Source organism: Streptomyces sp. NPDC050508 (genome assembly GCF_040655155.1).
In the GTDB taxonomy this organism is placed as follows: Bacteria; Actinomycetota; Actinomycetes; order Streptomycetales; family Streptomycetaceae; genus Streptomyces.
Genome location: NZ_JBFAJJ010000011.1, coordinates 1 through 12,051, shown reverse-complemented (window position 1 = coordinate 12,051; position 12,051 = coordinate 1). Strand labels below are relative to the sequence as shown.

At 70.6% G+C, this 12,051-nt stretch carries 10 protein-coding genes, 1 tRNA gene and 1 pseudogene; 9 read left to right on the top strand and 3 right to left on the bottom strand.

All coding sequences use genetic code 11. The annotated features are described in order from the left end of the window. Positions 1-7: 7 nt before the first annotated feature. A pseudogene (locus AB0I69_RS28925) lies at positions 8-478 on the bottom strand (permease); the annotation flags it as partial. A gap of 100 nt (positions 479-578) precedes the next feature. Continuing rightward, a tRNA-Arg gene (locus tag AB0I69_RS28920) sits at positions 579-651 on the bottom strand. Positions 652-973: 322 nt separating this feature from the next. On the opposite strand from AB0I69_RS28920, the gene AB0I69_RS28915 reads away from it, so the two are divergent. The 8 genes from AB0I69_RS28915 (at position 974) to AB0I69_RS28880 (ending at position 10,455) form a co-directional block, all read left to right on the top strand. Further along, positions 974-2,581, top strand: a complete 1,608-nt coding sequence (locus tag AB0I69_RS28915; RefSeq protein ID WP_363098643.1) for a dynamin family protein — start codon at positions 974-976, stop codon at positions 2,579-2,581. A gap of 3 nt (positions 2,582-2,584) precedes the next feature. Then, positions 2,585-4,594, top strand: a complete 2,010-nt coding sequence (locus AB0I69_RS28910; RefSeq protein ID WP_363098642.1) for a YfjP family GTPase — start codon at positions 2,585-2,587, stop codon at positions 4,592-4,594. A gap of 175 nt (positions 4,595-4,769) precedes the next feature. Further along, positions 4,770-5,243 (top strand): single-stranded DNA-binding protein, encoded by a 474-nt coding sequence (locus AB0I69_RS28905; RefSeq protein WP_363098641.1) that lies wholly within the window; start codon positions 4,770-4,772, stop codon positions 5,241-5,243. A gap of 270 nt (positions 5,244-5,513) precedes the next feature. Then, positions 5,514-6,938: a Cys-Gln thioester bond-forming surface protein gene (locus AB0I69_RS28900; RefSeq protein WP_363098640.1), complete on the top strand. Its 1,425-nt coding sequence runs from the start codon at positions 5,514-5,516 to the stop codon at positions 6,936-6,938. Between the two features lie 50 nt (positions 6,939-6,988). Next, positions 6,989-7,591: a hypothetical protein gene (locus AB0I69_RS28895; RefSeq protein ID WP_363098639.1), complete on the top strand. Its 603-nt coding sequence runs from the start codon at positions 6,989-6,991 to the stop codon at positions 7,589-7,591. 116 nt (positions 7,592-7,707) lie between these two features. After that, positions 7,708-9,372, top strand: a complete 1,665-nt coding sequence (gene ettA / locus AB0I69_RS28890) for an energy-dependent translational throttle protein EttA (RefSeq protein WP_363098638.1) — start codon at positions 7,708-7,710, stop codon at positions 9,370-9,372. A gap of 4 nt (positions 9,373-9,376) precedes the next feature. After that, on the top strand, positions 9,377-9,790 hold the full coding sequence (locus AB0I69_RS28885; protein ID WP_363098637.1) for a thioesterase family protein: 414 nt from the start codon (positions 9,377-9,379) through the stop codon (positions 9,788-9,790). Beyond that, positions 9,787-10,455, top strand: a complete 669-nt coding sequence (locus AB0I69_RS28880) for a hypothetical protein (RefSeq protein ID WP_363098636.1) — start codon at positions 9,787-9,789, stop codon at positions 10,453-10,455. Before AB0I69_RS28885 ends, AB0I69_RS28880 begins: the two co-directional genes overlap by 4 nt. A gap of 35 nt (positions 10,456-10,490) precedes the next feature. Here AB0I69_RS28880 and AB0I69_RS28875 read toward each other — a convergent pair whose 3' ends face one another. Then, positions 10,491-10,895 (bottom strand): globin, encoded by a 405-nt coding sequence (locus AB0I69_RS28875; protein ID WP_363098635.1) that lies wholly within the window; start codon positions 10,893-10,895, stop codon positions 10,491-10,493. An 85-nt stretch (positions 10,896-10,980) separates the two neighbouring features. On the opposite strand from AB0I69_RS28875, the gene AB0I69_RS28870 reads away from it, so the two are divergent. Next, entirely contained in the window at positions 10,981-11,946 is a 966-nt protein-coding gene (locus tag AB0I69_RS28870) for a methyltransferase domain-containing protein (protein ID WP_363098634.1), read from the top strand. The last annotated feature ends 105 nt before the right edge of the window (positions 11,947-12,051 follow it).

Below are 12,051 nucleotides of genomic sequence, written 5' to 3'. Positions count from 1 at the left end.
CGTCGGTTCAGTAATGGTGTCCGTTGTGCATACGGGAGTCGTGGTCTTCGTGTTCAGCGGGATCCGGTGAGCCGCCCATCAGTCGGAGCATGGCCGGGCCGCCGCTGCGCAGGAACCGTACGACCAGACTCGCGGCCAGCAGCAGGAAGGCGATGTTGAGCCAGGTCGTGTAGTTCCAGGTGATCCCGTCGTCGGGGATCTTGGCGTCGGCCTGGTCGGGGATCAGGCCCAGGCCGCCGAACGCGAACTCGACGATGTACCCGGCGACGGCCATCGCGGTGAAGAAGGTGACCAGCAGGAAGCCGGCCGTCCGGGCGCCGTAGTACTTCCGGTAGATGTTCAGGATCGGCAGGATCAGCAGGTCGGCGTAGATGAAGGCGATCACCCCGCCGAAACTGATGCCGCCCTTCCACAGCACCACCGCGAGGCGCATGTTGCCGATGGAGCAGACGAAGGTCGCGATGGCCACCAGGGGGCCGGTTCGGCCTTGCGCCACCGCGACGCCCTGCCCGTTAGCATGCCCCTGACCAGCAAAAACGCCCTCCCGGAGGGAGGGCGGATATGGGACGTACGCAGAGCGCCCCCGGCAGGACTCGAACCTGCGGCCAAGCGCTTAGAAGGCGCCTGCTCTATCCACTGAGCTACGGGGGCCGGGTGTGTGGCCTCGGTCGTGGTGTGCCCGGGTGTGGGCCGGTCCGTGACGTTGCCGGGGACAAGGATAGGGCTCCCGGGTCCTTGTCCCTGTTGCTTCCCCTCCGTGGCTCGATGTGGAGGTTCGGTGAAGCGGTCCTGATAATCGCAGGCAGGTACGAATCGTGCATCGCTTTTGGTGCCCCGCGCCACGGGTGTTGTGCACTCGTTATGCCTGGACTGTGCCCATGCCCCAGTCATCCCTTCCGTCCGTTGTGTTCTGTCGGCGCGCAGGCATGCTCATATGCTTCAGAATTCCCCCAAAATTGGGCATTCTTCACATGTGGTGACCTTGGACGTACGGCCTCAGCTGCTCGACGCACTCTCCGCCCTGCGCGACCGTGTCGCCGCCGCACGCTTCCCGCTGCCCCTTGCGGGGGCTCCACGCGCGCGTGCCAACCGCGACGAACTGCTCGCCCAGCTCGACGACTATCTGGTGCCCCGCCTCAAAGAACCCGAAGCGCCCCTGCTGGCCGTCGTCGGCGGCTCCACCGGCGCGGGCAAGTCGACGCTCGTCAACTCCCTTGTCGGGCGCCGGGTCAGCGAGGCCGGCGTGCTGCGGCCGACGACCCGCACACCGGTGCTGGTCTGCCATCCGGAGGACCATCACTGGTTCAGCGGGATGCGGGTACTGCCCGACCTCACGCGCGTGTGGGTGCCCGATCAGGACCCGGGGGACGAACTGCTCCTCCCCGGTGAGGACGGCATGCGTGTGCTGCGGATCGAGACCGCCGACACCCTCCCGCGCGGAATCGCCCTCCTGGACGCGCCCGACATCGACTCCCTGGTCGCCGACAACCGGGTGCTGGCCGCCGAACTGATCTGCGCGGCCGACATCTGGGTCATGGTCACCACGGCCGCCCGCTACGCCGACGCCGTGCCCTGGCACCTGCTGCGCACGGCCAAGGAGCACAACGCGACCCTGGTGACCGTCCTCGACCGGGTGCCCCACCAGGTGGTGTCCGAGGTGTCGCGACAGTACGGCGCCCTGCTCGCCAAGGCCGGCCTCGGCGACGTGCCCCGCTTCACGGTGCCCGAACTGCCCGAATCCGCCTGGGGTGGGGGACTACTTCCGGCCAGTGCCGTGGCGACACTGCGGAGTTGGCTCGTGCAGCAGGCCCAGGACCCGGGGGCCCGGCATCAGGCGATGGCGCGTACGGCCTACGGCGTCCTCGACTCGCTCAAGTCGCGGATGCCCGAACTGGCCGGCGCCGCCGCCGCCCAGTACGCGGCGGCACTGCGGCTCACGGCCGCCGTCGACGTGGCGTACGACAGCGAGCACGCGCGTGTGCGGGGGCGGTTGCAGGCCGGGGCGGTGCTCGCCGGGGACGCGTTGAAGCGCTGGCGCGCCTTCCCGCTCGACTGCTCCGCCGGTGAACTGCTCGACGCCCTCGCGGAGAGCCTCGCCGCCCTCCTGCTGTGCGCGGTCACGGCCGCCGACGAGCGCGTCGACGACGCCTGGCGGCGCGAACCGGCCGCCGGTGCCCCCGAACTCACCGCCCGCGATCCCTCGCTGGAGAGCGCCGAACACCGGATCGGGATGGCCGTACGGCGGTGGCGGCGCGAGCTGGAGGAGTACGCCGAGGAAGAGGTGAGCGACCTCGACCGGAGCATCGCGCCCGCTCCCGAGGTCGTCGCCGCTCTGGTCGCCACCGCGCTGCTGGGCGGTCGCCGGGCCCGGTCCGCGGGTGAGGGGCTCGCCGAGCGGATCGGAGCCCACGGCGCGCTGCGGCTGCGCGACCGCGCCGGGCGGCTCCTCAACGACCACCTGGACCGCGTCATGCACACCGAGCGCGAACGACGGCTCGCCCCGCTCGACGCCCTCGACGTGCACCCCGAACCCCAGTCCGAACTCATCGCCGCGCTGTCCGTACTGCAGAAGGAGAGGTGACCGGTGACTGCCGTCACTGACCAGGACCACACGGACGAACACACGGACGAGACGGATCACGCCGATCCCTCCCCTGTGGAGGGCGGTTCAGAGGGACTCTCCGGAAACCGCTCTCCCGTGGACGACACGGAGGAAGCGGAGGAAGTGGGTGACCTGGAGGGCACCGACGACCACGCGCGCGTGCCGACCGACGCCGGCACCTCCAGTCCCACGGACACCTCCGGTCGTACGGAATCCAAGGCGTCCGCAGACCTCACGGACCCCACGGACCCCGAGGAATCGGCCGGCTCCTGGGACGACGGGCTGATCGCGCGGCGGGTCAACGAGACCACCGCGGCGCAGCAGGCCGCCGCCATGGAGATCAGGGCCTCCCGTGCACAGGCCGCGCACACCTCCCATGTCGCGCACGCCCCGGCCCCGTTGGCGTACGACGGGCCGCTACGGTCCCGTCTCGACGCGCTGCGGGAACTGGTCGGTCTCTCCCGGACCCGGCTCGACAGCGGGACCCTCGCCGAGGCGGGGCGGGTGCTCGACGAGGCGGCGGCGCGGCGCAGGCTCTCCGGGCAGCACACCGTCGTCGCCATCGCGGGCGCCACCGGCAGCGGCAAGTCGCAGCTCTTCAACGCGCTCGCCGGAGTGGCCATTTCGGAGACGGGCGTACGACGGCCCACCACCGCCGCGCCCATCGCGTGCAGTTGGAGTGATGGCGCGGCCACTCTCATCGACCGGCTCGGCATCCCGGGACGGCTGCGCCGGCGCCCCCTGCAGAGCGCCGAGATGGAGGCCCAGTTGCGCGGGCTCGTCCTGATCGACCTGCCCGACCACGACTCGGCGGCCGTGGCGCACCGCGAGCAGGTGGACCGGGTGCTGGCGCTGGTGGATGCGGTGATCTGGGTCGTGGACCCGGAGAAGTACGCCGACGCGATCCTTCATGAGCGTTATCTGCGGCCGATGGCGGGCCACGCGGAGGTCATGTTCGTCGTCCTCAACCAGATCGACCGGCTCCCCGGGGAGGCCGCCGACCAGGTCCTCGACGATCTGCGGCGGCTGCTCGACGAGGACGGGATCGCCCTGGGGGAGTACGGCGAACCCGGCGCGACCGTGCTCTCCCTGTCCGCGCTCACCGGGGACGGCATCCCGGAACTGCGGGAGGTTCTGGGCCAGTTCGTGGCGGATCGTGGAGCCGCGGCACGGCGAATTTCGGCCGATGTCGACGCGGCGGCCTGGCGGCTGCGGCCCGTCTACGCCACGGGGCGGCGCACCGGGCTCAGCGAGGAGGCACGGGACGAGTTCGCTGCGCGGCTCGCGGACTCGGTGGGTGCCACCGCGGCGGGCGAGGCGGCCGAACGCGCCTGGCTGCGCAACGCCAACCGCGCCTGCGGCACGCCCTGGCTGCGGCTGTGGCGCTGGTACAACGACCGGCGCGAGCCTGCCACCGGCCGACTGCTGCTCCGTGCGCAGGCGGACGAGGAGGCCACGGCACGCCAGCGCGTCGAACAGGCGGTCCGTACGGTCGCCGACCGGGCCTCTGGCGGGCTGCCGGCGCCGTGGGCGCAGGCGGTGCGGGAGGCGGCCGTACGCGGGTCGCAGGGGCTGCCCGAGGCACTGGACGAGCTGGCGGCGCGGGCCGGGCTGCCCGTGGGGCGGCCACCGCGGCCGGGCTGGTGGCCGGCGGCCGTACTGGCGCAGGCGTCGATGACGATCCTCCAAGTCGTGGGCGGGCTGTGGCTGTTGGGCCAGATCATCGGGTTCATGGCACCGAATCTCGGGGTGCCGGTGCTGCTGATGGTGGCGGGCATCATCGGCGGCCCGCTCGTCGAGTGGAGCTGCCGGATGGCGGCCCGCGGCCCCGCCCGGCGCTACGGCCTCGACGCCGAGCGGCGACTGCGGGAGGCGGCGGCGGGGTGCGGTCGGGCGCGGGTGCTCGATCCGCTGGCCGCCGAGTTGCTGCGGTACCGGGAGGTGCGGGAGCAGTACGGGCGGGTCACGGGGGCGGGCGTCGGGACCGGGTGAACTGCGGTCCGAACGTCGTTCCCTCGTCCGGGTGATGAGGTTTTCCACAGGTGGGCGGTGGTCCACAGCGCTCAGCGGGCTCGGCTCGGCGGAGGCAGTCTGACTGCAGCCGTACGGGACGGGCCCGTACGCGTTTCCGCCCGGCCTGCGCGGCCGGGTCAGGGAGGGATGCGCGATGAACGAGACCATGGTCTGCGCGGTCGGCAACGTGGCGACACAGCCGGTGTACCGGGATCTGGCGGCGGGGCCGTCGGCGCGGTTCCGGCTGGCGGTGACCGCGCGTTACTGGGACCGCGAGAAGAACACGTGGACGGACGGACACACCAACTTCTTCACGGTGTGGGCCAACCGGCAGCTGGCCACGAACGTGTCGGCGTCGCTGACGGTCGGTGACCCCGTCGTCGTCCAGGGCCGGTTGAAAGTGCGGACGGAAGTGCGTGAGGGACAGCCGAACTGGTCCTCGGCGGACATCGACGCCGTGGCGATCGGCCACGACCTGGCGCGCGGCACCTCGGCCTTCCGACGGGCCAACAAGCCGGACACGGCGGCCTCTCCGCCCCGGCCCGAGCCCAACTGGGAGACACCTGCCGACGATTCCGCAGGCGCCTCGTCCACCGAACAGCGGCCGGAGCCCGTCGCGGTGACGTGATGTCAGTGAATGCCCCGAGCTGATCGAACTACGGCTTATCGATGAATGCGTTCCGAATGGCTCGGTGGATTTGTCGATAGGCCCTGCTCGCAAGCGATCTTGGGGATAACGATTCCGAGTCGGATCGGTTATCCGATGACCCGACTGGAGAACGGGGTGCGACGGCGTCCTTAGGATGCCGGGCATAGCTCGGGCACAGTTCCCGGCGCTTTGATTCTGCTGGTGGGACCGCACCCCCACGTCGACGGGTCCTGCTCGAAGGGGAATTCCGTGTCATCTGCGTTGTCTGTGTTCTCCGCGCTGTCCTTGCGCGGCCGGGGCGCCGTGCGCCTCGTCGCCGCGACCTGGGCGTGCGGACTCGTCGCCGCCGGAGTGCTGGCCGGCGCCGGCCCGGCCGTCGCCGACGAGACACCGCAGACCCAGGGCGGGGCGACGGCCACGATAGGCGGGCTCAAGACGTACGGCGAGGCCGTGATCCACGCGGACGCGGCGGACGGCGGCGACCAGCAGGTCTCCGCGGGCCTGTTCGAGATGTCCGTGGACGGCGGCGGCACCCTGCAGACGTACTGCGTCGATCTCCGCAACCCGACCCAGCGCGACGCCAAGTACCACGAGACCGCGTGGAGCGGCACCTCGCTGGGCGCCAACAAGAGCGCGGGCAGGATCCGTTGGATCCTGCAGCACTCCTACCCGCAGGTGAACGACCTCGCGGCGCTCTCCGCGAAGGCCGGCACCAAGGGCCTGACCGAGAGTGACGCGGCGGCCGGTACCCAGGTGGCCATCTGGCGCTACTCGGACGGGGCCGACGTCGACGCGGTCGACCCGCAGGCCGAGAAGCTCGCGGACTACCTGGAGAAGAGCGCGCGTGACGTGGCGGAGCCGCAGGCCTCGCTGACCCTCGACCCGCCCGCGGTCTCCGGGCACCCCGGCGAGCGGCTCGGCCCGGTGACGGTGCACACCAACGCGAGCGGGGTGACGGTGACGCCGCCCGCGGACGCCGCCACGACCGGGGTGCGGATCGTCGACAAGGACGGCAAGGTCGTCACGTCCGCGACGGACGGCAGCCAGGTGTTCTTCGACGTGCCCGAGGACGCGGCGGCCGGGTCGGCGGAGCTGACCGTGCAGGCCTCCACCACCGTGCCCGTAGGCCGGGCCTTCACCTCCGAGAGCCGGAGCCAGACCCAGATCCTCGCCGGTTCCAGCGAGTCGACGGTCTCCGCCGCCGCGAGCGCGGACTGGGCGGCGACCGGCGCCATACCGGCACTGTCGGCCCAGAAGAACTGTGCCAAGAGCGGCGTGGACATCACGGCGGCCAACCAGGGCGACGAGACGTTCACCTTCGAGCTGATGGGGGTCGAGCACGCCGTCGACGCAGGGAAGGCCGCGACGGTGACGATCCCGCTCCAGGAGGACCAAGCGTACGACTTCACGATCACGGCGCCGAACGGCTACGAGAAGCGGTTCGCCGGAGTCCTCGACTGCCGGACGCAGAGCGACGCGGGCGGCGCCGTGACACAGACGCTCAGCGAACCGAGCCCCGCGACGGTGGGCGGCACCACCGTCGACACGAACCTCGCCGAGACGGGCGGCTCCGCGATCACCCCGATGATCACGGTCGTGGCCCTCGGCCTGGTCGGCATCGGCGCCACGGCCCTGGTCCTGCTGCGGGACCGGAAGCCCGGGCAGCAGGACTGAGCGGTAGCGGTACGGAACACCATCGACACCGGATGTGGGGGGAACCACTGATGAAGACCACCGTTCGCCGTGGAGCGGTCGTGCTGGCCGCGACCGGTCTGCTCGGCGCCGTGCCCGGGACCGTCGCGGCCGAAGCCGCCCAGCCGCGGGCCGCGACGACCGCGGCCTACGCGTGCAGAGACGGAGCGGTCTCGGTCTCCGACGCCGCCGGGTCGGTGACGCCCACGGCACACAGTGCCGGCGTGACGCTGCACGCCCGCCTCCGGGTGCACAACACCGAGGCCGTGACCCTGCCCAAGGCCACCTACGTTTTCGCCCTGGGCAACTTCATGAAGAACCGTGGGCCGGCCCCCCTCGTGCAGTGGCGCGTGGGCAGCGGGCACTGGCACAAAATGAGCCTGCACTGGAACAAGAAGACCAACGGCTCACTGGCACTGTGGAACTCCACGACCCTGTCGCTGGGCACGATTCCCGCGCGGGGCACCGTCAGCACCGAGATATCGGTGACCTTCCCCAAGAAGTCGATCAAGGCCGTCGACTACGACTTCCTCGATGTCCGCAGTGGCGTCTGCGGCGGCACCAGGCTGGACTGGTACGTCGGCAACGGTTTCGAGTACTGGCCGTGGCACGGGACCCCGGGCAAGCCGGCGTAGCCGCTGACCCCCAGCTCACAGCCCCACGCCCATACGCGTTTCCCCCGAGGGGCAGGGGTCAGGCAAGATGGACTACATCTGCCCACTCCAGATTTCAAGCTGCCGGACGGTTTCTCTTGGCTGAGTACATCTACACCATGCGCAAGACGCGCAAGGCGCACGGCGACAAGGTCATCCTTGACGACGTGACGCTGAGCTTCCTGCCCGGCGCGAAGATCGGTGTGGTCGGGCCGAACGGTGCCGGTAAGTCCACCGTTCTCAAGATCATGGCGGGCCTTGAGCAGCCCTCGAACGGCGACGCGTTCCTGTCGCCGGGTTACAGCGTCGGGATGCTGCTCCAGGAGCCCCCGCTCGACGAGTCGAAGACGGTCCTGGAGAACGTGCAGGACGGCGCCGCCGAGATCATGGGCAAGCTCAAGCGCTTCAACGAGGTCGCCGAGCTGATGGCGACCGACTACTCGGACGCCCTGCTCGACGAGATGGGCAAGCTCCAGGAGGACCTGGACCACGCCAACGCGTGGGACCTGGACACCCAGCTGGAGCAGGCCATGGACGCCCTGGGCTGCCCGCCCGGCGACTGGCCCGTCACCAACCTCTCCGGTGGTGAGCGCCGCCGCGTCGCGCTCTGCAAGCTGCTCCTCGAAGCGCCCGACCTGCTGCTGCTCGACGAGCCCACCAACCACCTGGACGCCGAGTCCGTCCAGTGGCTGGAGCAGCACCTCGCGAAGTACCCCGGCACCGTCGTCGCCGTCACCCACGACCGGTACTTCCTCGACAACGTCGCCGAGTGGATCCTCGAACTCGACCGCGGTCGCGCCCACCCCTACGAGGGCAACTACTCCACCTACCTCGAAAAGAAGGCGTCCCGCCTCAAGGTCGAGGGCCAGAAGGACGCCAAGCGTGCGAAGCGTCTGAAGGAGGAGCTGGACTGGGTGCGGTCCAACGCCAAGGGGCGTCAGGCCAAGTCCAAGGCGCGTCTGTCGCGCTACGAGGAGATGGCCGCCGAGGCGGACAAGATGCGGAAGCTGGACTTCGAGGAGATCCAGATCCCGCCGGGCCCGCGCCTGGGCTCCATCGTCGTCGAGGTCAGCAACCTCTCCAAGGCGTTCGGCGACAAGGTCCTCATCGACGACCTCTCCTTCACGCTGCCGCGCAACGGCATCGTCGGCGTCATCGGCCCGAACGGCGCCGGCAAGACCACCCTCTTCAAGATGATCCAGGGTCTTGAGGAGCCGGACTCCGGTTCGATCAAGGTCGGCGAGACCGTCAAGATCTCCTACGTCGACCAGAGCCGCGAGAACATCGACCCCAAGAAGTCGCTGTGGGCCGTCGTCTCGGACGAGCTGGACTACATCAACGTCGGCCAGGTCGAGATGCCGTCCCGCGCCTACGTCTCCGCGTTCGGCTTCAAGGGCCCCGACCAGCAGAAGCCGGCCGGCGTCCTCTCCGGCGGTGAGCGCAACCGCCTGAACCTCGCGCTCACCCTCAAGCAGGGCGGCAACCTGCTCCTCCTCGACGAGCCGACGAACGACCTCGACGTCGAGACCCTGGGTTCGCTGGAGAACGCTCTGCTTGAGTTCCCGGGTGCGGCCGTGGTCGTCTCCCACGACCGGTGGTTCCTGGACCGGGTCGCCACGCACATCCTCGCCTACGAGGGCGAGTCCAAGTGGTTCTGGTTCGAGGGCAACTTCGAGTCGTACGAGAAGAACAAGGTCGAGCGGCTCGGCCCGGACGCCGCGCGTCCGCACCGCGCCACCTACAAGAAGCTGACCCGGGGCTGATCTCTTGCGCCACATCTACCGCTGCCCGCTGCGCTGGGCGGACATGGACGCGTACGGCCACGTGAACAACGTGGTCTTCCTCCGCTACCTGGAGGAAGCCCGTATCGACTTCCTGTTCCGCCCGGACAAGGAGTTCAAGCAGGGCTCGGTGGTGGCGCGCCACGAGATCGACTACAAACGCCAGCTCGTCCACCGGCACGCGCCTGTGGACATCGAGCTGTGGGTCACGGAGATCAGGGCGGCGTCCTTCACCATCACCTACGAGGTGAAGGACGGCGACCAGCTCTATGTACGGGCCTCCACGGTGATCGTCCCGTTCGACTTCGAGACGCAGCGACCGCGCCGGATCACCGCCGAGGAACGGGAGTTCCTGGAGGAATACCGGGACGACACCGAGGAGGAGGCCGTCGCCGCATGACGGTCCTCCACCTCGCCGACGAAGGGGAGGCGGCGGATCTCGCGGCCTTCCTCTCCCGGCTGCTCCACTACGACCGCGGTGCCGCGGTCCGTCTGCAGGCCGTCGGCACGGCACTCGCCGTGTTCGGCCGGCCGCCGTCCTTCGAGGTGCTCGCCATCCGCGCGGTGCGCCTCGCCAAGCCGTACGAGAACGGCCTCGATGTCACGCTCGACGTGACCGTCTCCGCCGGTGAACTCCTGGAGCTGCTCGACGAGTCGGCGGCCACGGCCGGGGTACCGGCCGCGGTGACCGGCCCGCCGTGGGCCGGGGTGCTGCCGCCGCGCGGCGGCTGGCGTCCGGAGTCCGGGCTGCCGGGGCCACAGGCACTGCGCGGCATGATCGCGGCCGGGGTCGCCGAATTCCGGTCCCGTACGCAGGAGTTGGCGCCCGAGGGCCGTACGCGCACCGAACTCGACCGCATAGGGCGGGAGATCTGGTCCCGGACGGTCGGGGACACCCCGCTGCCGGTCCGCGCCGTGCACGCGGCACAGTCGCTCGGATTCCTGCGCCCCGGCGAGGAACCCGGCCTCTTCTCGTCGGGCGCGTGGCTGCGGCTGCGGACGCCGTACGGCTCGATCGCCGTCCGCAGGGCGGGACTTGGCGCACTCGGCGTCAGCGTGCGCTGAGCGCGCCGTCCATCTCCCCACGCGGCAAAGGGTGTTCAGCCCGCCGTGTTCACCATCGAAGCGGCGGCGTACGTCAGGTAGTTCCACAGCGTGTGCTCGTGCTCCTCGGACAGGCCGAGTTCGTCGACGGCGACCCGCATGTGCTTCAACCAGGCGTCGTGCGCGGCCTGGTCGACCTGGAAAGGCGCGTGGCGCATCCGCAGCCGCGGGTGGCCGCGGTTGTCGCTGTACGTCGTGGGGCCGCCCCAGTACTGGATCAGGAAGAGGGTGAAACGCTCCTCGGCCGGGCCCAGGTCCTCCTCCGGGTACATGGGCCTCAGCAGGGGGTCCTCGGCCACACCCTCGTAGAAACGGTGGACGAGCCGGCGGAAGGTCTCCTCCCCGCCGACCTGCTCGTAGAAGGTCTGCTCCTGAAGCGTGCCGCGCCGAATCTCTTTCACGCTCCCATGGTCTCAGACGGGGTGGCGGAGGACTCAGGACTTAGGACCGCTCGCCTCCCGGCCGCTGCCGCAGGACAGTGGACGTATGGGCGCGCACGCTCTCGACAAGGATCTGGACGCCGTCGCCGGCTCCGCGCGGGCGGAGCTGGTGCGGGAGATCGGGCTGAGCGGGGCCTGGGACGCGGACCCGGGGTGGCGGGCGGCGTTCGAGGCGGTGCCGCGGCATCTGTTCGTGCCGTACTACTACGTCGGCGTCCAGGACGGACACGAGCGGCTGTGGGGCGGGAGCCCCGACCCGCACACCAGGGAGCGCTGGCTGCGCGGGGCGTACGCCGACGTGCCGCTGGCCACGCGGCTGCGGGACGGCGAGCTGGTGTCGTCCAGCAGCCAGCCCTCGCTGATGGCGCGGATGCTGGCCGAGCTGCGGGTGGCGGAGGGCAGCCGGGTCCTGGAGATCGGCGCGGGGACGGGCTACAACGCGGCGCTGCTCGCCCACCGGCTCGGCGACGACCTGGTCACCACCGTCGACCTGGAACCGGAGATCACCGAGTCCGCGCGCAGCCATCTCGCCGAGGCCGGGTACCGCCCGACCGTCGTCACCGGCGACGGCGCCCGCGGAGTGCCCGAGCACGCCCCCTACGACCGGATCATCGCGACCTGCGCGCTGCCGTCGATCCCGCCCGGCTGGCTCGCGCAGTGCAGCCCCGGCGCCCGCATCCTGGCACCGCTGGCCACCGGCCTGATCGTGCTCACCGTGCGGGACGCGGAGCACGCCGAGGGCAGCTTCCTGCACACGGCCGCGTACTTCGTGCCGCTACGCGGCGCCGAGCCCCCCTCGTCGGGCGAGATCCCGCACCGGGCCGGCGAGCACGAACTGTTCCGCTTCCTGCTGACCCTCACCCACGGCACCCTCGAACCGCAGGACGCCCACAACCTCTGGGAGCGCGCACTACGGCCCGGGCGGGAGCGCTACGGCGTCACGGTCTCCGGTGGGCGGGTACGGGCGTGGCTGGACGATCCGGAGGGGCCGTACACCTGGCCCCTCCCGTGATCCCTTCCAGCTAGTGCTGTGACCGTGTTGGTTCGCCGGGTTGGTCAGGCTGCGGTGGTGAGGGGGCGTCCGCCCCAGCGGATGCCTTTCTCGCTGCGGATGCGG

What these genes read in the sequence shown, in the direction of transcription:
- AB0I69_RS28905 (WP_363098641.1), top strand. Translation starts at nt 4,770, where the DNA reads ATGAACGAGACCATGGTCTGCGCGGTCGGCAACGTGGCGACACAGCCG.
- AB0I69_RS28895 (WP_363098639.1), top strand. Translation starts at nt 6,989, where the DNA reads ATGAAGACCACCGTTCGCCGTGGAGCGGTCGTGCTGGCCGCGACCGGT.
- AB0I69_RS28880 (WP_363098636.1), top strand. Translation starts at nt 9,787, where the DNA reads ATGACGGTCCTCCACCTCGCCGACGAAGGGGAGGCGGCGGATCTCGCG.
- AB0I69_RS28870 (WP_363098634.1), top strand. Translation starts at nt 10,981, where the DNA reads ATGGGCGCGCACGCTCTCGACAAGGATCTGGACGCCGTCGCCGGCTCC.